This window comes from Prevotella sp. khp1, assembly GCF_900102205.1.
Classification (GTDB): Bacteria; Bacteroidota; Bacteroidia; order Bacteroidales; family Bacteroidaceae; genus Prevotella; species Prevotella ruminicola.
In genome coordinates this window covers 606,819-632,502 of record NZ_FNJZ01000001.1, presented here as the reverse complement: position 1 = coordinate 632,502, position 25,684 = coordinate 606,819, and the positions used below count along the sequence as shown (strand labels likewise).

Annotated in this window: 25 protein-coding genes; 23 read left to right on the top strand and 2 right to left on the bottom strand. The window is 48.5% G+C overall.

The annotated features are described in order from the left end of the window. Nucleotides 1–42 precede the first annotated feature (42 nt). Nucleotides 43–1,542: a DUF4301 family protein gene (locus tag BLR73_RS02750; protein WP_091858711.1), complete on the bottom strand. Its 1,500-nt coding sequence runs from the start codon at nt 1,540–1,542 to the stop codon at nt 43–45. A 108-nt stretch (nt 1,543–1,650) separates the two neighbouring features. Between BLR73_RS02750 and BLR73_RS02745 the strand changes: the two genes are divergently transcribed. Both BLR73_RS02745 and BLR73_RS02740 read left to right on the top strand, forming a co-directional pair. Further along, on the top strand, nt 1,651–3,723 hold the full coding sequence (locus BLR73_RS02745) for a RelA/SpoT family protein (RefSeq protein WP_033150083.1): 2,073 nt from the start codon (nt 1,651–1,653) through the stop codon (nt 3,721–3,723). A 17-nt stretch (nt 3,724–3,740) separates the two neighbouring features. Further along, nucleotides 3,741–4,037 (top strand): hypothetical protein, encoded by a 297-nt coding sequence (locus BLR73_RS02740; RefSeq protein ID WP_013065404.1) that lies wholly within the window; start codon nt 3,741–3,743, stop codon nt 4,035–4,037. Here the strand turns inward: BLR73_RS02740 and BLR73_RS02735 are convergent, their stop codons facing one another. Continuing rightward, a complete protein-coding gene (locus tag BLR73_RS02735) occupies nt 4,038–5,018 on the bottom strand; it encodes a GNAT family N-acetyltransferase (protein WP_091858708.1) in 981 nt (326 codons plus the stop codon). 134 nt (nt 5,019–5,152) lie between these two features. Between BLR73_RS02735 and BLR73_RS02730 the strand changes: the two genes are divergently transcribed. The 21 genes from BLR73_RS02730 (at nt 5,153) to BLR73_RS02630 (ending at nt 25,649) form a co-directional block, all read left to right on the top strand. Continuing rightward, nucleotides 5,153–5,680 carry a nitroreductase family protein gene (locus tag BLR73_RS02730; protein ID WP_013064502.1) on the top strand — a complete coding sequence of 176 codons (528 nt, stop codon included), beginning with the start codon at nt 5,153–5,155 and terminating at the stop codon, nt 5,678–5,680. 87 nt (nt 5,681–5,767) lie between these two features. Then, nucleotides 5,768–6,286, top strand: a complete 519-nt coding sequence (locus BLR73_RS02725; RefSeq protein WP_091858705.1) for a KdsC family phosphatase — start codon at nt 5,768–5,770, stop codon at nt 6,284–6,286. A gap of 48 nt (nt 6,287–6,334) precedes the next feature. Further along, nucleotides 6,335–6,904, top strand: coding sequence for a Maf-like protein (locus tag BLR73_RS02720; protein WP_091858702.1), 570 nt, complete (start codon nt 6,335–6,337; stop codon nt 6,902–6,904). Nucleotides 6,905–6,910: 6 nt separating this feature from the next. Then, nucleotides 6,911–7,711: a DnaJ domain-containing protein gene (locus BLR73_RS02715; protein WP_091858699.1), complete on the top strand. Its 801-nt coding sequence runs from the start codon at nt 6,911–6,913 to the stop codon at nt 7,709–7,711. 112 nt (nt 7,712–7,823) lie between these two features. Then, on the top strand, nt 7,824–9,647 hold the full coding sequence (locus tag BLR73_RS02710) for a transporter substrate-binding domain-containing protein (RefSeq protein WP_091858696.1): 1,824 nt from the start codon (nt 7,824–7,826) through the stop codon (nt 9,645–9,647). 13 nt (nt 9,648–9,660) lie between these two features. Beyond that, the gene (locus BLR73_RS02705; protein ID WP_091858693.1) at nt 9,661–11,052 is read left to right on the top strand and encodes an SLC13 family permease; all 1,392 of its coding nucleotides are present in this window, start codon (nt 9,661–9,663) and stop codon (nt 11,050–11,052) included. 21 nt (nt 11,053–11,073) lie between these two features. Beyond that, entirely contained in the window at nt 11,074–12,051 is a 978-nt protein-coding gene (pfkA, locus tag BLR73_RS02700) for a 6-phosphofructokinase (protein WP_013064537.1), read from the top strand. Nucleotides 12,052–12,112: 61 nt separating this feature from the next. Next, nucleotides 12,113–13,213: an AAA family ATPase gene (locus BLR73_RS02695; RefSeq protein WP_091858689.1), complete on the top strand. Its 1,101-nt coding sequence runs from the start codon at nt 12,113–12,115 to the stop codon at nt 13,211–13,213. 131 nt (nt 13,214–13,344) lie between these two features. Continuing rightward, a complete protein-coding gene (gene atpD / locus BLR73_RS02690; RefSeq protein ID WP_013063092.1) occupies nt 13,345–14,871 on the top strand; it encodes a F0F1 ATP synthase subunit beta in 1,527 nt (508 codons plus the stop codon). A gap of 32 nt (nt 14,872–14,903) precedes the next feature. Then, nucleotides 14,904–15,170, top strand: coding sequence for an ATP synthase F1 subunit epsilon (gene atpC, locus BLR73_RS02685; RefSeq protein ID WP_091858686.1), 267 nt, complete (start codon nt 14,904–14,906; stop codon nt 15,168–15,170). After that, on the top strand, nt 15,145–15,552 hold the full coding sequence (locus BLR73_RS02680) for a hypothetical protein (protein ID WP_233456429.1): 408 nt from the start codon (nt 15,145–15,147) through the stop codon (nt 15,550–15,552). Before atpC ends, BLR73_RS02680 begins: the two co-directional genes overlap by 26 nt. A 23-nt stretch (nt 15,553–15,575) precedes the next feature. Further along, the gene (gene atpB, locus BLR73_RS02675; protein WP_091858681.1) at nt 15,576–16,616 is read left to right on the top strand and encodes a F0F1 ATP synthase subunit A; all 1,041 of its coding nucleotides are present in this window, start codon (nt 15,576–15,578) and stop codon (nt 16,614–16,616) included. Between the two features lie 67 nt (nt 16,617–16,683). Further along, on the top strand, nt 16,684–16,926 hold the full coding sequence (atpE, locus tag BLR73_RS02670) for an ATP synthase F0 subunit C (RefSeq protein ID WP_091858678.1): 243 nt from the start codon (nt 16,684–16,686) through the stop codon (nt 16,924–16,926). 53 nt (nt 16,927–16,979) lie between these two features. Continuing rightward, nucleotides 16,980–17,495, top strand: coding sequence for a F0F1 ATP synthase subunit B (gene atpF / locus BLR73_RS02665; protein ID WP_091858675.1), 516 nt, complete (start codon nt 16,980–16,982; stop codon nt 17,493–17,495). Between the two features lie 11 nt (nt 17,496–17,506). Next, nucleotides 17,507–18,043 (top strand): F0F1 ATP synthase subunit delta, encoded by a 537-nt coding sequence (locus BLR73_RS02660; protein WP_074832849.1) that lies wholly within the window; start codon nt 17,507–17,509, stop codon nt 18,041–18,043. A gap of 6 nt (nt 18,044–18,049) precedes the next feature. Beyond that, nucleotides 18,050–19,636, top strand: a complete 1,587-nt coding sequence (atpA, locus tag BLR73_RS02655) for a F0F1 ATP synthase subunit alpha (protein ID WP_013063841.1) — start codon at nt 18,050–18,052, stop codon at nt 19,634–19,636. 6 nt (nt 19,637–19,642) lie between these two features. Next, entirely contained in the window at nt 19,643–20,617 is a 975-nt protein-coding gene (locus tag BLR73_RS02650) for a F0F1 ATP synthase subunit gamma (RefSeq protein ID WP_091858672.1), read from the top strand. Between the two features lie 236 nt (nt 20,618–20,853). After that, nucleotides 20,854–22,179: a DUF3575 domain-containing protein gene (locus tag BLR73_RS02645; protein ID WP_143010867.1), complete on the top strand. Its 1,326-nt coding sequence runs from the start codon at nt 20,854–20,856 to the stop codon at nt 22,177–22,179. Next, nucleotides 22,176–23,339: a hypothetical protein gene (locus BLR73_RS02640; RefSeq protein WP_091858666.1), complete on the top strand. Its 1,164-nt coding sequence runs from the start codon at nt 22,176–22,178 to the stop codon at nt 23,337–23,339. Before BLR73_RS02645 ends, BLR73_RS02640 begins: the two co-directional genes overlap by 4 nt. Further along, a complete protein-coding gene (locus BLR73_RS02635; protein WP_091858663.1) occupies nt 23,339–24,454 on the top strand; it encodes a fimbrillin family protein in 1,116 nt (371 codons plus the stop codon). Before BLR73_RS02640 ends, BLR73_RS02635 begins: the two co-directional genes overlap by 1 nt. Continuing rightward, on the top strand, nt 24,438–25,649 hold the full coding sequence (locus BLR73_RS02630; RefSeq protein WP_143010866.1) for a fimbrillin family protein: 1,212 nt from the start codon (nt 24,438–24,440) through the stop codon (nt 25,647–25,649). The genes BLR73_RS02635 and BLR73_RS02630 overlap by 17 nt, the downstream gene beginning before the upstream one ends. Nucleotides 25,650–25,684 lie beyond the last annotated feature (35 nt).

Genomic DNA, 25,684 nt, shown 5'->3' with positions numbered 1-25,684 from the left:
CGCCAACCGGCAGGGATTTGTTATTATGTTTTACGATATTGTTTACTGATGCTGTTCGCGCAGCAGGTCGTTAACGGTCTTAACGGGATTGAAGGTGCCCAGGGGAACCTCGACAAATACGGTGCTCCAGTTGCTCATGGCACCATTCCAAAGACCTGGCAACTCGAGAGCCTTGAGCTCTTTACCAGCCTTTGACTTAGATGAGATGAAGCCTGTGGTTTTATCAACAAACTCGGGCAGGTTGAATGGCTTACCCTGATAGTCCTTAACGGCGCAAACCAGATCAACTGGGTTGAAGTGGGTGCCCTGGGTGAACATCTTCATGTAGGCCTCGTTGTTGGTATCAATCTGACTGCTCTCGAGAATCTGCAGGCTAACGGTACCATCCTGGTTGTAGGTAAGGAATGGGCCGCCACCAGGCTCGCCTACATTCTTAACTACACCGCACACACGCATGGGGCGATTGAGCTTGCCACGCAGATAAGCGGCATCTACCTTATTATTCTTGGCATCGGTACACAGGTTGTTGGCCACGAATGCGGCAATCTCCTGCAGCTGGGCCTCGCTGGCACCTGCATCGAGCATCTTGAGGTACTCGAAGGCTTGCTTCTGCAGGGTTACCAATACGCCTGCCAGTACCTGCTTCCACTCTACAGTCTCGGGCTTCAAACGGTCGGGTACTACGTTGTCGATATTCTTAATGAAGATAACGTCGGCCTCGATCTCGTTGAGATTCTCGATGAGGGCACCGTGACCGCCTGGACGGAACAGCAGCGAGCCATCCTCGTTGCGGAATGGGGTGTTGTCGGGGTTAGCGGCTACGGTATCGGTAGATGGCTTCTGCTCAGAGAAGCTGATATCGTACTTGATGCCGTATTTCTGAGCAAAGAAGTCGGCCTTCTCGGCTACCTTTGCCTTAAACAGCTCCATGTGCTCGTGACTGACGGTGAAGTGTACGTGAGCCTCGCCATTGGATGCAGCATAAAGGGCACCCTCTACCAGATGCTCCTCCATAGGTGTGCGTGCACCCTCGGGGTACTTGTGGAACAGCAGCAAGCCCTTTGGCAGCTGACCGTAGTTCAGTCCATCGGCTTTCAGCATGTTGGCTGCTACAGCCTTATAGTTGCCCTCGGCCATCAGGGCCTTGATACCTTTACCCTCGTTCTTGAGGCAAACAGCGTCGAGTGCCTCGTAGAAGGCAAAGTTTTCTATCTGGTCGAAGTATTTCTTCTCAAAGTCGGTAGTGGGTACATCGTAGTCGGCGTCAACAAAAGCAAACATGTTTTTGAACATACGACTGGCGGCACCACTGGCGGGCACAAACTTTACCACGCGCTTGCCTGCTGCCTTGTACTCGTTCCATGCGGCAACCAGCTTCTGGCGCTCGGCTGCGTCGGGAGCAATAATACCGTTACCGATACCTGCTGCTGCCTCCAGCTTCAGGAATGGGAAACCTGTCTTAAACTCGTTCAATTGATTTTCGATCTGCTCCTTGGTGATACCTTTTTGAGCAATCTGCTTCAAGTCTTTCTCCTCTAACATAATAAAAATGGTATTTAGTCAATAAACAACGGCAAAAGTAACCATTTTTTTCGAAAAATGCTAATTAATCGAAAGAAAAATGTATCTTTGTGGCAAAATTTAGAAATTATGGCGGAAAAATTCGCATTTACATACGAGGAAAGAAAACGAATGGCATCGCAGACGGCCGAGATCCTGACTGAGGAAATCGGTTTGAAAGGCGATGCGATAGAGGCTGTACAGCTGATACCTGAGATAGAGGAGGGCAATATTGCGCTGGATGAGGTAGAGCAGAAATACGGCGCATCGGTGGCGCGCATATTGCATGGTTTGAACCGTATACAGCAGTTGTATGATAAAAACCCGGCGGTGGAGAGTGAGAACTTCAGAAATCTGCTGCTCTCGTTTGCCGAGGATATGCGTGTGATACTGATAATGATTGCCAATCGCGTGAACCTGATGCGACAGATTCGCGATACGGAGAACGTAGAGGCCAAGCTGGAGGTATCGCAAGAGGCTGCTTATCTGTATGCCCCGTTGGCGCATAAGCTGGGACTCTATAAGCTGAAGAGCGAACTGGAGGACCTGTCGCTGAAGTATATGGAGCACGATGCCTATTACCATATTCGCGAAAAACTGAGTGCTACCAAGGCGGCACGCGACGCTTATATAGATAGGTTTATTAAGCCTGTTGAACAGAAGATGATGGAGGCGGGTATCCGTTGCCATATCAAGGGTCGTACCAAATCAATCCACTCTATCTGGCAGAAGATGCAGAAGCAGAAGTGCCCGTTTGAGGGTGTGTATGATTTGTTTGCCATCCGTATCATTATCGATTGTCCGCTGGAGCAGGAGAAAATGCAGTGCTGGCAGGCTTACTCGATTATTACCGATATGTATCAGCCTAACCCTAAACGTCTGCGCGACTGGCTTTCGGTACCCAAATCGAATGGCTACGAGAGTCTGCACATCACGGTGCTGGGCCCAGAGCAGAAGTGGGTTGAGGTACAGATACGTACCGAACGTATGGACGAGATTGCCGAACGCGGTGTAGCTGCCCACTGGCGCTATAAAGGCGTGAAGGGCGAGACGGGGTTGGACGAGTGGCTGACGAATATACGTACGATGCTGGAGCATGCCGACGGACTGGATGCTATGGACCAGTTTAAGATGGAACTGTACGAAGACGAGGTGTTTGTGTTTACACCTGCTGGCGATTTGTGGAAGTTCCCCGCAGGTGCTACGGTACTTGATTTTGCTTACCATATCCACTCGAAACTGGGCAACCAATGTACGGGTGGCCGCATTAGCGGAAAAGTGGTGCCGATACGCTACGAACTGAAGAGTGGCGACCAGGTTGAAATCCTGACATCGGCTAACCAGAAACCCCGACAGGAGTGGCTGAATATTGTGAAGACCTCGCGTGCCAAATCCAAGATACGTTTGGCGCTGAAGGAAACCCAGGTTAAGGACGGACTGTTTGCCAAGGAGATGCTGGAGCGTAAGTTCCGCAACCGTAAGATTGAACAGGACGATAGCATCATGTTCAACGTAATCCGTAAGATGGGTTACAAGGAGGTAAGCGACTTTTATAAGGCCATTGCCGATGGTGTGTTGGATACAAACGATGTGCTTGATAAGTTCTTGGAACTCAGAGGAAAAGAAGCCGTTGTTACAGGAGATAATCAAGCGCGTTCGGCTTCGGAATTCGAACTTGATGAGTCGAAGATTGCGGGTTTGAACCAGCAGGTGAACGATGATGTGCTGGTGATAGACCGCAACCTGAAGGGCTTGGATTACCAGCTGGCAAAATGCTGTTCGCCTATCTATGGCGACGATGTGTTTGGCTTTGTTACCGTTAATGGCGGTATCAAGATTCACCGTTGCGATTGTCCGAATGCGCCTGAGTTGCGCCGCCGATTCGGGTATCGTATTGTTAAGGCCAAATGGAGTGGTAAGGGTTCGTCGCAATATAGCATCGCCCTGCGTGTGATTGGTAACGACGATATCGGTATTGTGAATAATCTTACCAGTATTATCTCGAAGGAAGAGAAACTGGTGCTGCGTAGTATCAATATTGATAGTCACGACGGTTTGTTTAGCGGTAATATCGTGGTGATGCTTGAAGATACTTCACGCCTGGAGGCGCTGATCAAGAAACTGCGTACCGTTAAGGGCGTTAAACAGGTAGATAGAATATAATGATTATAGATGCAAGTATGAGTAAAAAACTATTGTATGTTGCGGTTGGTATATTGTTGCTGTCGGCTTGTCGTGGTCGATCTCAGTCGCAGAAGTATGTTGAGGAGGAAGTCGAATATCATCCATTGGTGACTGATTCGGCAGCAATCGACTCGATTAACAGTGCTGGTATGGTAGATGTGGATGCCGCTATGGAGTATCCCGAAATGCCGTCGGACCAAAAAATCAACATGAAAGCCAATGATGATGAGATTAAGGATATAATCGATGGTACTGGTGATGGTGATATGACCAAAGAAGGTGGCGATTATTGATTACTCGCGATAGATCCAAGCCAAAAGTTTATTCACCCATCTGATGGAGAAACGGAACCATCGGTAGGTGCTTTGCTCCTTGCCGCCGAAACGTAATATGAATTCGCGGTAAGGATTTTTGTGGAAAGGCAGTCCCACATCCATGAATCGCATATGTTGATAGCCCTCGTTGTAGGCGTGCTTCATCACATCCCACACCACAATGGTGTCGGGGTGTAGGGCATGGAATGTTTTGCGCCTGAAGGCCGAATACCATAGGTAGGCATCGCCCTGACTATATACGCAGGCGGCACAGGCTATCACTTTCTCGTGGTATTTGGTAATAAACAGATTGCCGTTCTGGCCCTCCATCAGCTCACGGAAGAAAATGTCATCGGGGATATAGCGTTTGGGCTTCAGGATATGGTGCTTGCGTAGTAGTTTCGAGAAAGCCTTAAAGTCGTGCTCGTTGCTGACTATCTCGGTTTTTGCACCTCGTTCGTGGGCGTGGTCGATTCGTTTCTGCAGTTTGGGAGTGATTCGTTCTTCGGGTGCGTGGCGATGCAACGAGTTGTGTATCGACATCCAGTTTACAGGGTAGTAGCCGTTCTCGCGCAAAACCTTATAGCCAAACATCTTGGTGCTCAGGTTACTCATCTCCATAAACAGTACGCGTTTGTTAAGTTTGTGGGTGAGTGCACTTAGCATCCGGTCGAACAGCTCGTCTTTTTTGTAGCCGCAGTCTTCATCATACACACCTTCGCCTAATATCCGGCAATGTATCAGCAGGAATGGCGGCAGTATCAGAGTGCGGTATCTCACAATACCCAGCATGTGGCACAGTTCGCGACCTATTTCATCGTTAATCACTACCATATAAGGGCGCTGGCGTGGGGCGGCCTCGCATACTTCCATCAGTTCCTGACTGTGGAAATAGCTACCCTGGCGCAATGTTGGCATGCCTTTGGATTTGGTGTATATGGTAGTAATCAGTTGGCTCATACTGCAAAGATAGATATTTTTAGGCACGAATTGCACGAATTTCACGAATTTTTTAGTTTTAAAATCTTTTTTCGCGTTAATTCGCGTAATTCGTGCCAAAATATCACTATCTTTGCACAAAAATTAGGTAGGATATGACAAGTTTTAAAGATTTGGCGCAGTTGCGCCGCAGCCATCGCAAGTTCTCTGATAAGGAGGTTGATCCCGAACATTTGAAGCTTATTCTGCGTGCAGCGTTGATGTCGCCCACGTCAAAGAGTCAGCGTGCCTGGCAGTTCGTGGTTGTAGATGATAAGATGGATCTCGAGAAGTTGGCCGATGCCAAGAATATGGGTTCGCAGTTCCTGAAGGATGCCCCTGTGGCTATTGCCGTATTAGGCGATCCTATGCAGAACGACTGTTGGGTAGAGGATGGCTCGATAGCCACTATCTCTATGCAGTATCAGGCCGAAGAGTTAGGCTTGGGCTCTTGCTGGATTCAGATGCGAGGTCGCGGACTGAGCGACGGTACCACAGCCGACGAGGTGATTCGTGGTGTGCTGGGTATTCCCGATAACTACAATTGCTTGTGCATTCTTGCCATAGGTCATTGGACCGATGAGCGCAAGCCTCAGGACGAAGAGAAACTGAAGTGGGAAAACGTTCACTTGAACAAATTCTAATGTTTCGCTCGAACTTGTTCGCTTTGTTTGCAAAGAATGTTTAATGTTTAATCTTTAATGTTTAATCTTTAATGTTTAATCTTTAAAGTGATTAATTACGATTTAAATAAAATCAAGGCCATCATCTTTGATATTGATGGCGTGCTGAGTGCCGAGACGATTAATCTGAGTGCTGATGGTACACCGCTGCGTACGGTGAATATCAAGGATGGTTATGCCATCCAGTTGGCCATGAAGTTAGGCTTGCGTATTGCCATCCTTTCGGGTGCAAGGGTAGATAGTCTGCGTGTACGCTACGAGGGTCTTGGTGTTGAGGATATTTACCTGGGTTGTGCCGTTAAGATTGCAACCTATGATGAGTTCTTGGCTATTTATGGCTATACCGACGAGGAGGTGATGTACATGGGTGATGATATCCCCGACTTGGAGATAATGCGTAGGGTAGGTTGCCCCGTATGCCCTAAGGATGCATGTGCTGAGATACGTGAGGTAAGCGTGTATGTTTCTGATTGTGATGGTGGCTATGGTTGTGGTCGCGATGTGATCGAACAGGTATTACGTGCCCAGGGCAAATGGGTGATGAATGCCAAAGCCTTCGGGTGGTGATGAAACATGAAACATTGAACATTAAACATTAAAGATTAAACATTGGCAATGGATAAATACAAATATATTCTTGCGAGTAATTCGCCTCGTAGAAAAGAATTGTTGGCGGGGTTGGGATTGGATTTCGAGGTGCGTGTGATTGATGGTATCGACGAGTCGTATCCCGAAACTTTGCCTGCAGCTGAGGTGGCACAGTATATTGCCGAAAAGAAGGCTGCTGCTTACAAACCAACACTCCAAAAAGACGAGCTGATTATTACTGCCGACACGGTGGTGATAGTAGGTGACGATATCTTGGGTAAACCCCACGATGCGGCCGATGCCGTACGTATGCTCCGCGAAATTAGTGGTCGTACCCATCAGGTTACTACAGGTGTTTCGCTGCTCACCGCTACCAGTCAGCGTTCGTTTTCGGTTACTACCGATGTAACCTTTAAACAGCTTACCGATGACGAGATACAGCACTACGTGAGCCACTATCGTCCTTTTGATAAGGCTGGTGCCTACGGTATTCAGGAGTGGATTGGCTACATAGGTGTTACAGGACTTAACGGCAGTTATTATAATGTGATGGGCCTGCCCGTTCAGCGCATTTATACCGAACTGCAAAATATGTAAAATAATATGGCTGCAGGAAAATGGATTGGCGGATTTGCCGGATGGATGGCAGGCGGACCTCTTGGTGCGCTGGCAGGCTATCTGCTTGGCTCGCTTTTTGATACTATGCTGAATGGGGTGAATACCCCCGAGAACTCTGGTACCTGGCAATCGTATAACGAGAGCTACCAGCAGGCTTACCAACGGCAACAGCAGCAAGGGCAGCGTAACAGTTTTATGTTCTCGCTCCTGGTGCTGTCGTCGTATATCATCAAGGCCGATGGTAAGGCCATGCATTCCGAGATGGAACTGGTTCGACAGATGTTGCGCCAGAACTTTGGTAATGCTGCCGTACAGCAGGGTAACGAGATACTGAACCGACTTTTTGAGGAACAGAAACGCGAAGGCTGGCAGCAGTTCAAGCAAACGGTATGCGACTGCTGTGCACAGATAAGCCGACAGATGGACTACTCGCAGCGTTTGCAACTGCTTAACTATCTGGTGATGGTGGCTAAGGCCGATGGCAGTGTGCCCCAGAGTGAGATTACAGCCCTGAAAGAGTGTGCCCAGTGGATGGGATTGCATGCTAACGAGGTTGACTCGATGCTGCATCTGGAGGGTGGTAGTCTTGAGGATGCCTATAAGGTGCTGGGCGTGAGTCCTGATGCCAGCGACGATGAGGTAAAGAAGGCCTACCGCAAGCAGGCTTTGCAGCACCATCCTGACAAGGTGGCTGCTCTGGGAGAGGATGTACGAAAGGCTGCCGAGAAGAAATTCCAGGAGATAAATGCCGCCAAAGACCGCATTTGGAAGGCACGTGGACTTTAATTTGCCGCATTTCTACCTCTAATTTGCTACTTTTTCAAGAAAAAGTTTGGAGGTTTAAAGTTTTTTTTCTACTTTTGTACCCATCAAGCATAAAGCTTGAGGTTGATAATTTATGGAGCTGAGACTGATTAATATTCTACTTATATTAACGTTTGCCCTCAAGGTAAATGCTAACAATCTCGGCTATTCTGATTCTAAACCATTGGTTATCGGAATCGATCAGGACTATCCGCCATTAGAGTATGTGGATGAAAAAGGAAAACCTAGTGGCGCCGATGTGGAATTCTCGAAGATTCTGATGAAGCGAATGAACATCCCGTTTAAGTTTGCACCTAACACATGGGGAGCTGTTGCTAACGATATCTTAGGTGGTAAGGTTGATTTGGGTATGATGGTTTATTCGCCTTATCGCAAGGATGTTACCAATTACTCGCGTGCCGTGATCAGACTGTACTACCAGTTGGTAACTCGTAAGGGTACCAAGAGGAACTACGGACTGCGCGACATGCACAATGTGGAGGTGGCGCTGATGGCCAGTAGGCCCGTACGCGACACGCTGCAGAAGATTGGTGCACGACTGGTGATAGTAGATGACCTGACCAAGGCGATGAAGGAACTGTCGGCAGGCAAATACGATGCGGTGGTGTGCTATCGTTATCAGGCTAAATATCTGATAGGCAAGTATAAACTGCAGAATCTGGAGCAGGAAGAACTGACGCTGACACCACGCGAATACTGCTACACAAGCAGCAACAAAAAGCTGATTGATGCCATCGACAAGGAATTGGATAAGATGGAGGAAGAGGGCCTGATGGACGATGTGTATGGCAACGTGGCTTCGACATTCAATGGTATCATCATACCGCGATGGGTATATATGGCCATTGTGGTGTTTGTGATTGTGGCGCTGCTGGCTGTGATATTAAACCAGATGCACAACACGCGACAGCTGAAGAAGGCGCTGGATACAGCCCGTGAAAACGAGGAGAAAGCTAAAGCCAGCGAGGAAAAGGCACACCAGAGCGAGGAGGTGGCACGTGCCAATGCTGAGAAGGCTAGGGAGAACGAGGCTATTGCTAATGCTAATGCCGAAAAGGCCAGGGCCAGCGAGGCTGAGGCACAGCGTATTGCCGATGTGGCAAAGCGCAACGCCAAGGAGGCTGAACATAATGCGATGGTAGCCAGTCAGAACGAGGCAAAAGCCCGCGAGGCTGCCGAAGCTGCTAAAAAGAGCGAAGAGCTGAAAGATATCTTCTTGGGAAACATGAGTCACTCGCTCCGTACACCGCTGAATGCCATCATCGGATTCTCGGATCTGCTGATGACGATGGATGATAGTGCTTTGCCACCCGAGGAGCGCACTAACCTGTTGCAGCTGATTAATAAGAACGGACTGGAACTGCTGCACCTGATTAACGAACTGTTATCGTTAAGCGAGGTTGAGGGTGATAATCAGCTGTTTAAGCGCGAGGTTACCGATGTGGATTACGAAATGGGACAGTATGCCTCAGAGATTCGTATGCAGCTGAAAGAGGGCGTAACCCTTGAGGTGATTGAACCTATCGACGGTTTGCGTGCGCTGGTTGACAAGAAGCTGATGCGAATTGTAACCATGCACCTGCTTGAGAATGCCATGCAGCATACTACTGAGGGTAAGATAACCCTGACTTACTACCTGAAAGAAGGCGGTATGTATGTAGAGGTAAAGGATACGGGTAAGGGACTGCCCGAGAAACTGAAACAGAATATATTCGGACTGTTGGCCGACAAGAATACATATACCCACGACGAGAATCAGGATAATCCAGGATTGGGACTGAGTGTTTGTAAGGCCATTATCGACCGATGCAATGGAAAAATAGGTGCGCGCGATAACACAGAAGACGGCAGAGGCACTATCTTCTGGTATTGGACGCCAACTGAGATATTAAACTAGGAGGCATAGGGAAATGACACTAATCATCGTCATATTACTTTTGTTAGGGTACGTTGTGATTGCCACTGGTCACACAACGGGAGTAAACAAATCGGCTATTGCCATCTTTATCGGCACCGTGGGGTGGGTGGTATACATCTGCTACGGCACCGATTTCGTGATGCAGCGCCATGCCCAGGATTACTGGGAGTTCTTAGCGGGAAGCTTGCCGTCGAGCGAGGCCGTTAAGTACTATATATATAATAATGTATTTCTTTATTATGTGGGTCGGGCTGCCAGCATTGTGATGTTCCTGCTGGCTACCATGAGTATTGTAGAGATTCTGCATAACAACGGTTGCTTCGACTTTGTTACCAAGTGGATCAGGACCCGTAACTCGAAGCGCCTGTTGTGGACCATCACACTGGCCACTTTCATCCTGTCGGCTAATCTCGACAACCTTACTACGGCTACCATGATGCTGGTTATTATGCATAGCATTGTGCAGAACCGTCGTCAGCGTATGCTGATTGGTGCTGCCATTGTGATAGCTGCCAACTGTGGTGGATGCCTGACGGTGATTGGCGATCCTACCACGCTGGTGCTGTGGGGCGACGAGGCTATCACAGCCACCAACTATTCGTCGTATCTGGCTCTGCCAGCCCTTTTGGCTTGGATAGTACCTACCATACTGATTAACCGCGAACTGCCTGAACGCCTGGATACCCAGTGGGCGCCAATGCCGTTCCGTGGCGACGATACCAATCTGTTGCCTTGGCAGCGTGTGGTGATGCTGTTTGTAGGTATCGGTGGTTTGTGGTTTATCCCTACCTTCCATACCATCACCAAACTGTCGCCATTCCTTGGCGCCCTGTGTGTACTCAGCATACTGTGGGTAGTAAACGAGGTGATGAACCGCAAGCTGAATAGTGCCGACCAGATGATGCAGCGCCTGACACCACGCTCGGTACAGTACGGATCGTTGCAGCAGATACTGTTTGTAATGGGTATCATGCTGGCGATGGGTGTAGTAACCGAAACAGGCGTGTTTGGCGATGTGGCTGAGTGGATAGATGATACCGTTCACAGCGTATGGGTACTCGGTATCGTATCTGGTTTCCTCAGCGGTATCGTTGATTCTTTCACCATCGCCATGAGCGATATCTCACTTTATCAGATAGCCGATGCTGCACTTGTTGGTTCGTACGACGAGAATTTCGTAACCAATGGTGCCTACTGGAAGATTATCGCTTTCTGTACCGCCGTAGGTGGCTGTCTGCTCAGCGTTGGTTCGGTTAGCGGACTGGCCCTGATGAAGATGGAGCACATGCGTTTAGGCTGGTATATTAAGAACCTGACGCTGAAGGTGCTGGCAGGTATGCTGATAGGCTTGGCTGTGCTGTGGATTGAGTTGAATTATGTATAACTAAACAATTATAGTAGTAATATGACAAAGATTAAGACAATTGGTATCCTGACGTCGGGAGGCGATGCACCAGGAATGAATGCTGCTATTCGTGCTGTGACACGTGCCGGTATTTACAACGGTTTTAGGATTAAAGGTATATATCGTGGTTACGAAGGACTGATTCATGATGAGGTTCAGGAGTTTACCACCGAAAATGTAAGTGGCATTGTTACCCGTGGTGGTACTATCCTGAAAACAGCCCGTTCGAAGGAGTTTCCAACACCCGAGGGTATGCAGAAGGCTTACGAGACATGTGTGAAGGAGGAAATCGATGCGCTAGTGGTGATCGGTGGTAACGGATCGCTTACCGGTGCCCGTAACTTCGGTATGGAGTTCGACTTCCCAGTGATTGGTCTGCCTGGTACGATTGATAACGATTTGTATGGCACCGATTCTACTATCGGTTATGATACAACCATGAATACCATCATGGAGTGTGTCGATCGTATCCGTGATACAGCCAACTCGCATGAGCGTATCTTCTTTGTCGAGGTGATGGGGCGTGATGCCGGATTCCTGGCACAGAACTCGGCCATTGCATGTGGTGCTGAGGCTGCTATCGTACCCGAGGAGAGTACCGATGTCGACCAGCTGGCACAGTTCATGAGTCGTGGTATCCGTAAATCAAAGAAGTCGTGTATCGTGATTGTGTCGGAGAGTCCTAAGTGTGGCGCTCTGTACTATGCCGACCGTGTAAAGAAGGAATTCCCTGAGTTTGATGTACGTGTGTCTATCCTGGGCCATCTGCAGCGTGGTGGTACACCATCAGCGCGCGACCGCATTCTGGCTGCTACCACAGGTGTTGGTGCTATCGAAGCCATCAAACAGGGACAGCGCAACGTGATGGTTGGTATCCGCAATAACGAGGTGGTTTATGTACCTTTCAGCGAGTGCATCCGTACTGATAAGCGTTTCGACAAGCGACTGATTAAGGTACTCGACGAGCTCAGCATTTGATATTAAACATTCTTGGCGATGCCAAGCGTACTAAAGAAACGATTAAAAGATTAAACATTAAATGCCAGATATAAAGAAAATAGTTCTGACAGGAGGACCTTGTGCTGGTAAGACTACCGCGTTGGTAAAGATTACCGAGTATTTCTCAGGGTTTGGTTACAAGGTGTTTAACGTACCCGAGGTGCCTACTATCTATAGCACCGCAGGCTGGAACTACCTGACGCCTAACCGTAAGTTGTACTATCAAGGCGAACGTGCCATTCTGGAAACCCAGTTGGCACTCGAAAACCAGTTTATGAAGTTGGCCGAGGTTTGTGAAGATCCCGTGCTGGTGGTTTGCGATAGAGGCGCGATGGATATTTCGGCCTATATCAAACCCGAGGAGTGGGAGGAGATTACCCACATGGCTGGTACCAATTCAGAGGCTTTGCGCGAAAGTTACGATGCCGTGCTGCACCTGGTGAGTGCAGCCGATGGCGCCGAGCAGTATTATACTACTGCCACCAACGCCACCCGCTACGAGCAGGCCAACGAAGAAGGATTGCGTATTGCCCGTGAACTGGATAAGAAGGTGATTGAGGCTTGGACCGGTCATCCCCATCTGCGTGTAATTAACAATCACGACGATTTCGATAATAAGATTAAGCGTGTTCTTACCGAGATTTCAAAGGTTGTAGGCTTGCCACAGCCTGTGCAGGAGGAGCGTATCTTCCGCGTAGAGATTATCGGTGAGATTCCCGAGTGCTCCGAGAGCATGATTACCCAGACCTATCTGGTAGCTGAGCCTGGTAGCGAGGTACGCCTGCGCCGCCGCGAGTGGAGTGGGGGTAAGGTGGTGAATGTTCACCGCTCGAAGAAACGCATCAGCGAAACCGAAGTGATTGAGACCGAGCGTCAGGTTGACAACAACCTGTACGAGCAGATGCTGCAGCAGGCCGATCCTTACCGCGTAACCATCCACAAAAAGCGTCAGAGCTTTATCTGGAAAGGTCAGTTCTTCCAGATCGACACCTTCCAGGACCCTGTCAGCAATCTGGTGATGATGGAAACCAAAGGTATTTCGGAACAGGAAACCGTTAACTTCCCCCCGTTCGTAAAAGTGCTCGAGGATGTGACCGGAAATCCTAAATATCTGAACTATAATATCGCTTTGCGACATTGAAAAGTCGCCAAAAATGGTGAATTTGGGAATTTTGTCGTGTAAAAGTTCGTTTGTTCGGATAATAATACTTACCTTTGCAAGCATTATAACGAAATTATAAATCTATAGTAACTTAAAAAATAAAACAGCGTATGTCACAAATTACTGGACACATTTCGCAGATTATCGGCCCTGTTATCGACGTATATTTCGATACCGAGGGCCAGGATGCCGAAAAGGTGTTGCCAAAGATTTACGATGCTCTGAAGATTGATCGTGGCGACGGGCGCGACCTGATTGTCGAGGTGCAGCAGCACATCGGCGAGGATACGGTGCGCTGCGTGGCTATGGACAATACCGACGGACTGCATCGTGGACTTGAGGCTATCCCCCTGGGCTCACCTATCGTGATGCCTGCAGGCGATCAGATTAAGGGTCGAATGCTGAACGTTATCGGTCAGCCTATCGACGGTATGAAACAGCTCGATATGGAAGGCGCTTATCCTATCCACCGCGAGGCTCCAACATTCGAAGAATTATCAACCAAGAAAGAGATTCTGGCTACAGGTATTAAGGTTATCGACCTGCTGGAGCCTTACATGAAGGGTGGTAAGATCGGACTGTTTGGTGGTGCCGGTGTAGGTAAAACGGTGCTGATTATGGAGTTGATTAACAACATTGCCAAAGGTCACAACGGATTCTCGGTATTCGCAGGTGTAGGTGAGCGTACCCGTGAGGGTAACGACCTGATCCGCGAGATGATTGAGAGTGGTGTAATCCGCTACGGCGAGAAGTTCCGCGAGGCTATGGATCAGGGTAAGTGGGACTTGAGTCTTGTTGACCCTGAGGAGTTGAAGAAATCGCAGGCCACACTGGTTTACGGACAGATGAACGAGCCCCCTGGCGCACGTGCTTCGGTAGCCCTCTCTGGTCTGACTGTTGCCGAGGGATTCCGCGATGGTGGCGGTAAGGATGGCGGTGCTGCCGATATCCTGTTCTTCATCGATAATATTTTCCGTTTCACCCAGGCAGGTTCTGAGGTATCAGCTCTGCTGGGACGTATGCCATCAGCCGTAGGTTATCAGCCCACACTGGCTTCTGAGATGGGATCGATGCAGGAGCGAATCACTTCTACCAAGACTGGTTCTATCACCTCAGTACAGGCTGTATATGTACCTGCCGACGACTTGACCGACCCTGCACCAGCAACCACGTTTACACATCTGGATGCTACTACCGTGCTTGATCGTAAGATTGCCGAGCTGGGTATCTATCCCGCTGTTGATCCTCTGGGTTCTACATCACGTATCCTCGATCCACTGATTGTGGGTAAGGCTCACTACGATTGTGCCCAGCGTGTAAAGGAGATTCTGCAGCGCTATAAGGAACTTCAGGATATTATTGCAATTCTGGGTATGGATGAGCTTTCTGACGAGGATAAGCTGACTGTGAACCGTGCACGTCGTGTACAGCGCTTCTTGTCGCAGCCATTCTCGGTAGCATCACAGTTCACCGGTCTGCCTGGTGTAATGGTACCTATCGAAGAGACTATCAAGGGCTTCAATGCTATTCTCGATGGCGAGGTCGACGATCTGCCTGAGCAGGCATTCCTGAATGTTGGTACTATCGAGGATGCCAAGGAGAAAGCCAAGAAACTGCTGGAAGCTGCTAAAGCGTAACATTAAACATTAAAGATTAAACATTAAAGTTTATGTTGCAGCTTAAGATTGTTTCTCCCGAAAAGATAGAGTTCTGCGGTGCGGTTGAGAGCGTTCTCGTGCCTGGCACATTAGGACAGTTCGAGATTCTGACCAACCATGCGCCGATTATCTCGTCGCTGGAGAAGGGAACCGTTGTCTATACCTTGGAGTCTGGTGAGAAGAACAGGCTCGACATTTGCGGCGGCTTCGTTGAAGTGCAGAAGAATGTTGTAAGCCTTTGTGTGGAAATTAATGACACCGGTGAAAATGGACTTTGACAAACTGAGTAAACGCTACGCACGACAGAGTATTCTGCTAACGGCAGGACTGGCTCTTCTGGGCTTGCTGGTGGCGAATGTCCGCCAGACCGACGGGATCATCGTTCCGCTGATTGTCAGTTCGCTCTTTGTGCTGGTGATGGAGCTCTCTTCTGCATTCCTGTGGCGTTGGGTGGCTGTTAAGCATTCCGATATGCTGCCATCGTTCTTTACAGGTGTGTCAGGCTTCCGCTTCCTGTTGGCGCTGGCCGTTATGTTTGTCTGGTATCTGGTTACGAACCGACAGTCAACAATCACGTTCTTCGTGGTGTTCCTGGTCTTTTACTTCGTGTCCCTAATTCACCATTCCATCTTCTTTTCGAGAGTATCAAATCGTTTGTAACGATCATAAAATGAGTTAATTAAATGAAACAATTAAAGTCAATATGTCTCTTGTTGATGGTTGCGTTTCTGCCGCTGTCGCTCTATGCTAATGAGCAGGAGGGCGAGAAACTCGACATCCCGGAAATCGTGCTCGAACACTTGGCCGATTCCTACGAGTGGCACATTGCTTCTTACCAAGGTAAGCATCTGAGCATTCCGTTGCCGATTATCCTCAGGAGTTCGAACACGGGTGCTTGGTACTTCTGCACAGCACATAGTCTGCCCGATGGCTTCTTCTTTAACGAAGAGGCACATGGCAAGGTGTATGAGCGGATGGCCGACGGCACGGTAGAACGTCCGTTGGACCTGAGCATTACACGTAATGTGCTGCAGATATGGATTGTGGTTGCCCTCCTGCTGGTGGTATTCCTCTCCTGTGCCAAGTGGTATAAGAAGCACGACGAGAAGAGTAACGCGCCTGGCGGATTCGTGGGAGCTGTGGAGATGCTTGTGATGATGATTCACGATGACGTCATCAAGTCGTCTATCGGCGAGAAGCACTACAAGCCCTATGCTCCTTATCTGTTGACGGTATTCTTCTTCATCCTGTTTACCAACCTCGTAGGACTGTTGCCCATCTTCCCAGGTGGTGCTAACGTAACGGGTAACATCAACATCACGTTCTTCTTGGCCTTCTGTACGTTCCTGGCTATCAACTTGTTTGGTAACAAGGAGTACTGGAAGGATATTTTCTGGCCAGATGTGCCTATCTTCCTGAAGGCTATCCCCGTGATGCCTGTTATCGAACTGTTCGGTGTCTTCACCAAGCCCTTCGCGCTGATGATCCGACTTTTCGCCAACATGATGGCAGGTCACGCAGTAATTCTTTCGTTTACCTGTGTGATTTTCCTCGGTTGGTCTATGGGAGTAGGTTTTGGTCTTGGGCTTAACCTGTTCAGCATCCTCATGCTTCTTTTTATGAATGCGCTGGAGCTGTTGGTTGCCTTCGTTCAGGCGTATGTGTTCACCATGCTGAGTGCGGTATTCATCGGACTGGCACATCAGGACCATCACGCCGAGTAAAATGTAAGAATTGCAAAATTCAAAATTGAAATAGAAACAACATTATTAATAATTAAAAATTAAAAGTATTATGATTTCAGCTTTATTTTTAGCCGAGGGTCTGGCTCAGCTGGGCTGCGGTATTGGTGCAGGTATTGCAGTTATTGGTGCAGGTTTGGGTATTGGTAAGATTGGTGGTAGCGCCGTTGATGCTATCGCTCGCCAGCCAGAGGCTTCTGGTAAGATTTTCTCTCAGATGATTCTGACCGCTGCTTTCGTTGAGGGTTGTGCCCTTTTCGCTATTGCTGCTTGTGCATTCCTTATAAAGTAAGGATTGAAGAATTCAAAAATTGAAGTTTTCAAGAATTGAAAAATTGAAATAATATGGATTTCAGTAAACTGCCAGCAATCCTCACCCCCGATCTGGGACTCTTGTTCTGGATGCTTCTGGCGTTTGCCGTCGTCTTCTTCGTACTTGCCAAGTACGGTTTCCCTGCCATCGTAGGTATGGTTGATGAGCGAAACCGCTACATTGAAGACAGCCTCAAGAAGGCCCACGAGGCCCAGGAGCGTTTGGCTAACATCGAGAAGGAGGGAGAATCCATCTTGCAGGAGGCACGTGCCAAGCAGGCTCAGATACTGAAGGAGGCTGCCGAAACACGCGACGCTATTGTGGAGCAGGCTCAGGAGAAGGCTAGGGCCGAAGGTGCCCGACTTTTGGAAGATGCCCGTGTGGCTATCGACCAGGAGAAGAAAGCCGCCATTGCCGATATCCGTCAGCAGGTTGCCGCTCTGAGTGTTGGCATCGCCGAGAAGGTTCTCAAGCAGAGCCTGAAGGACGACAAGGCACAGATGGATTTGATTGACCGTATGCTGGATGATGTTTCTACTGATAAATAAGCATTAAACGTATGGATATAGGAGTCATATCGGTAAGATACGCGCGAGCACTCCTCAAGAGTGCCACCGACGCCAAGATAGAGCAGCAGGTGTATGCCGAGATGCAGCAGATAGCAAAGAGCTACATCGAGGTGCCACAGTTGCGCTCTACGATTGACAATCCGATGCTCTCGAAGGATAAGAAGGAGGCGCTGCTGCTCACAGCAGCAGGCAAGGAACCTTCGAACCTGATGAAGGCCTTCGTACAGCTTGTGCTGAAGGAAGACCGCGAGAGTGTGATGCAGTTCATCGCCAATTCGTACGTCACGCTTTACCGCCAGCAGAAGAATGTCATCCGCGGACGACTCATCACCGCTGCAGCCGTATCGCCTGAAACAGAACAGAAGATGCGCCGCATGGTGGAGAGTAAGACTAATGGAACAGTAGAGTTTGAGTCGCAGGTTAACCCCGATATCATCGGTGGTTTTATCCTCGAGTACGACACCTACCGCATGGACGCCAGTGTCAAAACCAAACTCAACAGTATTCTCAATACATTAAAAAAGTAAACAACAATGTCAGATAAGATTAAACCAAGCGAAGTTTCCCAGGTGCTGATCGATCAGCTCAAGGGAATCTCGGATGCCGAGAAGTTCGACGAGGTAGGTACCGTACTCACCGTCAGCGATGGTGTGGCACGTATCTACGGACTGCGCAACGCCGAGGCTAACGAGCTGCTGGAGTTTGAGAACGGTACCATGGCTATCGTGATGAACCTTGAGGAGGACAACGTAGGTTGTGTGCTCTTGGGCTCTACCTCAGGCATCAAGGAAGGCATGGTAGTGAAGCGTACCAAGCGTATCGCTTCTATCCGTGTAAACGACAACATGCTCGGTCGCGTTATCAATCCGCTGGGTCAGGCTATCGACGGTAAGGGTGATATCGATCTCACCGAGGCATTCGAGATGCCTCTGGATCGTAAGGCCCCTGGTGTTATCTACCGCCAGCCCGTTAAGGAGCCTCTGCAGACTGGATTGAAGGCCATCGACTCGATGATTCCTATCGGTCGTGGACAGCGTGAGTTGATCATTGGCGACCGTCAGACAGGTAAGACTGCCATCGCCGTTGATACCATCATCAATCAGAAGAGTTTCTACGAGGCTGGTAAGCCCGTGTATTGTATTTATGTAGCTATCGGTCAGAAGGCCAGTACCGTTGCAGCCCTCGTTTCTACACTGCAGGAGCACGGCGCTATGCCTTATACCATCGTGGTAGCCGCTACAGCTGCCGATCCTGCCGCTATGCAGTACTATGCACCATTTGCAGGTGCCGCTATCGGTGAGTACTTCCGCGATCGTGGTCTGCCAGCCCTGGTAGTTTACGACGATCTGTCGAAGCAGGCTGTGGCCTATCGTGAGGTATCGCTGATTCTGCGTCGTCCTTCAGGACGTGAGGCTTATCCCGGTGACGTGTTCTATCTGCACTCTCGTCTTTTGGAGCGTGCCGCTAAGATGAACGAACAGCAGGAGGTAGCCGAGCAGATGAACGACCTGCCAGAGTGCATGAAGGGGCACGTTAAGGGTGGTGGTTCGCTTACCGCTCTGCCTATCATCGAGACTCAGGCCGGCGACGTATCGGCTTACATCCCAACTAACGTAATTTCGATTACCGACGGACAGATCTTCCTCGAGAGCGACCTCTTTAACCAAGGTTTCCGTCCTGCCATCAACGTAGGTATCTCGGTATCTCGTGTGGGTGGTTCGGCTCAGATCAAGAGTATGAAGAAGGTGGCTGGTACCTTGAAGATCGACCAGGCTCAGTATCGTGAGCTCGAGGCCTTCTCTAAGTTCTCGAGTGATATGGATGCCGTAACAGCGATGACACTGGATCGTGGACGTAAGAACAACCAGTTGTTGATTCAGCCACAGTACAGCCCAATGCCAGTAGGCGAGCAGATTGCCATTCTGTATTGCGGTGTACACGGCCTGATGCGCGAAGTGCCCATCGCTAAGGTACGCGAGTGCCAGACATCGTTCCTCGATAAGCTGCGCTCAGCTCATCCCGAGGTTATCGAGACACTGGCCAGTGGTAAGATCGACGATGCTACCACCGCAACTATCGAGGCTGTAATGGCCGACATTGCTGGAACGTATAAAGCCTGATAGCCTATGCCTAGCCTGAAAGAAATTAAAGGCCGCATAGCCTCAGTCAATTCTACGCGAAAGATCACGTCGGCTATGAAGATGGTTGCCTCCAGCAAACTGCACCACGCACAGGTGGCTATTCAGAATATGCTGCCTTACGAGGAGTTGTTGGAGCACATCCTCAAGTCGTTCTTAGCTGCCGAAGCCGAGGCTCAGACTATCTACGATCAGGAGCGCCCCGTAAAAAGGGCTGCGCTGGTGGTGTTCTCAAGTAACTCGTCGCTTTGCGGCGGTTTCAATGCCAACATCATCAAGCAGATGACACATGCTGTGAATGAGTACGCCGAAACCATCGGTCGCGATAATGTGGAGATTTATCCCATTGGTCGCAAGGTGTACGAGAAGGCACGTAAGATGGGCTTGAATGTGCAGGGCGAGTATTCGGCCCTTGCCGATCATCCCAATGTACACGACTGCATCGAGATAGCTATGGAGCTGGGGCGTAAGTTTGCCGAGGGCGAGATTGATAAGGTAGAACTCATCTATCACCACTTTAAGAGTGCAGGCTCGCAGGTGCTTACCCGCAAAACCTTCCTGCCTATCGATGTGGAGAGTGAGTTGCAGGCCGATCATGAACGCGATCTTGAGAGTGTGATTGCCACCAAGCAGAGTCAGGAGTACCTTAAGAATAGGGGAGAGCGTAAGGACGAGGGTGCTAAGAGCGAAGAGGTTAAGCCACTTAACGATAACTTTATCGTTGAGCCCGACATGAACTGTGTGCTCTCGCTGCTCATGCCAAAACTGGCTCACCTGATGCTCTACACAGCCCTGTTGGATAGCAATGCCTCCGAGCATGCAGCCCGAATGGTAGCTATGCAAACGGCCACTGATAATGCCGATGAATTGCTGCGCCAGCTCAACTTGCAATACAACAAGAGCCGCCAGCAAGCCATTACATCCGAATTGCTCGATATTGTGGGTGGTTCGGTTAATAACTAACATGTAAAAGAAGTTTGCGCAACCAAAAACGCAAACTTCTTTTCTTTTTATTCTAAATTATGTTAAACACCAAACTCAATTTTTGAGTTTTTGCAAGATTTTTTATAATTTTGCAGTCGCTTAAAAAAAGGATATTGATTAAAATTATTTAAAAAATTAAAGTGCGACAAGTAAACTACTGTCTACTACGACACTTGTGGTGTGTGTTATTCGTGCTTTTAGTCCAAGCAAACGCTTTGGCTCAGAAGCCTGATGCGCGGTTGTATAAACAACTGCCCGATTACCCTTTTGTGTTTGTTTCCGACTCGCTGGTGTCAGAACCGTTGGTTGTCAGCGATTCGCTGTTCGATATGATTGCGCGAGGTGTGCGATTCAAGGTAAACAGAACCGAGCTTCCTTCTAACGATCCCTTTATCTCGTTGTATAACGACAGCTTGGTGCCTTGGCTCAAGAATCACAATCTTATTCTGCGCCAGGTATTTGTTAAAGGAGCCGCTTCGCCCGAAGGTCCTTACAATAACAACCTGCGTTTGAGCCGGGAGCGTACCAATTGCCTGATTGAGTTCCTCAGTAGTAACATCAATCAGCCCATCGCTCATCGTCCCATCAACTCCATGTTTGTTACCGAGGATTATGCCTATCTGGTAAAACTGATGGAGCTGGCTGGCGATGCCGAATATCAGCAGGTAAAAGCCATCTGGGATGCCTGCAACGGCGATGAGCGCCTGTGTAAGAGCAAACTCATGGCGCTGAATGGCGGCACCACCTGGAAACGCCTGCTGCAGGTGTATTTCCCCACATTGCGTCAGAGTCGTATGGTGCTGTGGTATATGATCAATCCCGAGTACATGCCTATCCCCAAGTGCAACCCTTTGTACCGTGTCGATATGCTGGCTGTACCCGGTATTGCCGATTACTTGCCACTGGCATCCGATAGCATCGCAGCTAAGGCCTACAAGCGTCGCCACTTGATAGCTATCCGTACCAATCTGCTGCACGATTTCCTGTATGTGCCCCAGTTCGGTTTCGCACTTGGTGGCAATATCCAGTTAGAGTACTACCCGTTATCGGGTCACTATACCTTCAATGCAGGTTTCACTTTTACCAACCATCGCCATTGGGAAACCCATAAGTTCATGCAGATTCGCGATGCCCAGTTAGAGCTTCGCCGCTATTTCAAGGGGCAGGGCCAGTTCATCGGTACCTATCTCTCAGCCTATGCCGAAGGTATGGTTTATGGCATCGGCTTTAGCGAAACCAAAGGCTGGGAAGGCGAGGGTGGAGGCGCAGGTCTGGGCTTGGGTCACACCTTCAAACTCAACAAACGCGGCAGTCTGCGTATGGAGCTGAGTGCCAACTTCGGTTTCTTCCTTACCCGTTACGATCCTTACGTGTGGGGTAATGGCAACGTTATCGATGGCAAGTACTACTACGATTATCACGGTAGCATCAGCGACTTTAAGCGTCGTAACCACCAGTTCCTGTGGTTCGGACCTACCAACGCAGGTATCCATCTTACTTACGACATCATTTACAGAAAGAAGAAGGAGGTTACACGATGAAACGTATACATCTTATATATATCATGGCAGCCATGTTGGGCTTCGTATCATGTATCGAGCCCCCACTGCATCTGCCCGGACAGGATCTGGCTGTCGACGTACAGGTAGCCCAGACCGAGCTCAATCTGGTATGGGACAACGAGGTGCAGATTGAGCACGAGTGGTATTACGGCTGGGATTTGAAAGACGATTCTATCTGGGGCGGCTTGGCCTATCCACATCCCTCAAGCTACGAGGTTTACCGCTATTATAAAGGCGATGATCCGCTGGCCAAGCACTCTGGTGTCGATGTGTTTACCATCGATAACAACCGATTCCGCCGTTACTTCCAGTTCGGCTATTACGATATGCTGTTCTATAGCAATATCGACTCTCAGGATGGCACTCAGGTGCTGGTTATCAAGGAGAGTGCCGACTCGGTTATCGCTACCACTACCGGTACACGCGGCCTGTCACGAAGCATTCTGAATGCCAGTCGTGCCGACGAAGGCGATGCACCGCTTGGTGTACTCAATCAGCCTGAAATATTCTATGCTTGTTATTCCGAAAACGTATATATCTCACCCGATCTCAAGGATTACGAGTACGACCCCGTCGAGAATGTCTACATCAAGCATCTCCAGGCCGAGCTCCGTCCGCTGGTATATATCTATCTGGTGCAGTTCATCCTGCTTAATAACGACGATGGACGTATCAAAGGTATCAATGGCAACGCCGCTATCTCGTCAATGGCTGCCAGCACCAACCTCTATACCGGACATACCAGCAACCAGCCTACGTTGGTTTACTTCAACACCCGTATGAAAGAGAATAGGGAGGTAGATGGTAAGATGTGCGATGTGTTTGGTGGCAAACTTACCACCTTCGGACTGTGCGATAACGAGCCCTACACCCGTTCTGGAGCTCCTTACGCAGGTACACGTAGCAATCTCAGCAATATCGTGTATTACGATCTGGTGTGGAACAACGATCAGGTTAAGACCTATCAGGCCGACGTCACCTCGCAGATGCAGGCCAATTCCCATGGCGGCATCATCACCATCTGGATCGACTGCTCCAAGCTCACCCCTCCCGATAGTGGTGGCTCCGAAGGCGGTGGCAGCCTCTTCATCCCAACCCTCGAGGATTACGATGAGGTAGAGTGGAATATTGATATTTGATGATTGACAAAACTTATTTAATTATATTAAAACAACTAACAAAAATGAGAAAAATTCTAACTTATTCAGTTTCTGCTCTGGCCCTGGCCAGCTGTAGTAGCGATTCGCTGGTAAGCGATTCACAAGTAAACAACGAGGCCCCCATCGCCTTCAATGTCGGCCAGCGTAACATCACCCGTGCGGTAGATGATTCTAAGAATCTCGAAAAGAATGGTTACTTTGATTTCGGAGTTTTTGCCTATAAGGTAAAGAGTGGTGAAGGTGCAACTCCAGAGCTGGTAATGGGTAACTACAAAGTTGCTTATACAGCTGCAGCAGGAGAGACTCCAGCAAGTTGGGATTATGTAGGTAAAGTTGATGGTCAGGTTACCCGTTATTGGGATTATTCTACTGCTGTCACAAACTTCTATGCTTATGCACCTTATGTTTCTGGAACAAAGTTTGATGCAACAAACAAAACTATCACCGTTTCTTCAACTGCTGGTTACGAGGCTAAAAATGATGTGATCTATGCAGGTAAATCTGTAGAAAAGGATAATGGTTATGGTAAAAATGTGCCCCTTACGTTCAAGCACGTTGGTGCAAAGGTAAATATTGCCTTCCGTGAGAATATCGATGGTTATAAAGTTCAGCTTCTTAATGTTGAAACAGGTAAAGGTGTTGTGCTTAAACCTACTGGAACATATAATGCTACAGCGAGTGTAACAATCAATTATGGCAATCCAGATGAACCTACTGTTAATACATCTACAGCAGGTTCTTCTTCAGATGATTTGGAGTTTGATATCTTTTCCGGAAACCTTCCTGAGGGGGCCGATGCTACATATAAAGCATCGTCAACTACATACTATGCAGTAATTCAGCCAGAGAAGGCAACTAACACTTTCACTCTCCACGTGTCTTACAAGCTAATTGCTGATGATAATAAAGAGGAGATTGTAGTTAATGATGCTATAGTGACTATTCCAGCTAATCAGTTAGAGTGGAAGTCAAACACGGCTTACACTTATAATTTCACAATTACAGATACGGCTCTTAGTCCTATTGTATTTGATACTCCTACTATCGTAGATTACGAAGCAGCAACTCTTGATCCAAGTGATACACAGATTTAATCATTTAAAAACGATATCATGCTGGTGGGTTGGCGCACTTTTGTGTGCCAGCCTCTCGGCATGTTCTTCTGATACAACAATTCAAGATGTTGAGGAACATCACGACGATGTTCCCATGCAGTTCAGTCAGGCTGCAATTAATTCACCTGCAACCCGTGCCGATGGCACATCGCATAACTTGGAGCAAGGCTTCTTGGTAAGCTGCTGGAAAGCTTTCGGCAAAGCCAAGCAGCAGTTGGTGATGGATAAGTACGAGGTAAAATATAAGCAGGACTTATGGAATAATAGTTCACGTTGGGACTATGTTGGCACCAAGTCTACCAGCACCGATGGATATTATCAGGACCAGTATCAGCGTTATTGGGATGCTTCTGCTTTCGCTTATCGCTTCTATGCCATTACCCCATGCCCTCCTCATGATGAGATAAAAACATTTACACTTACAGATAAGCAATTAGTTATTCCCGAAACGGTTTCGTTTGTTTCTCAGACTTGCGAGAACGGTACATGTTCTGCTGTTTCCGAACCATATAGCGTAGCGCAGGTAGAGTGCCCGGACGGGTCTAACAATAATGATGTCGATTTGCTGGCTAATGGTGTTATAAATAAAAGTAATGACGGCCACACTACTACGCTTACTCGCTATGTAGCCCTGCCATTCCACCATATCACCTCAAAGGTTCGCTTTGGTATATATAGTACCAATGGCGCATCCTTTAAGCTCAGTAATATCAAGATTACGGCTCAAAGCGATGAAGGCTTTATTACCGCGGCTAATGGTTATACAGCCAATCTTTCTACGGCAAATATGTTATCAGGACAATTCACAAAAACTACTGCTCAACTATCTGAATATGTGTTACTTACCGATGGTAGTGGCACTAACGAATTCTCAAAATATAACGCATCTTCAAACCCCTATTGGTTCCAGTGCGAGAATGGTCTGCTGCAGATACCTCAGCAGGATGTTAAGTTGTTGTTATCGTTCGATATCAACGACACCCCTTATAGCGATATTCCCATCGCTGTAAAAAGCGGCGAAACTACTATAGATTCCTTCACTTGGGAGTCGAACAAGATATATACCTATCTTATTAATATCAGCGATTTAAAACCGCTAACCATCGAGTTTAGTGCCGAGTTAGCCCCTTGGACCGAAGTCACTGGTTCTATCAGCACCGATCTCGAAAAATAACTCAGAATAATAACATAAAAAAAGAATACAAACAA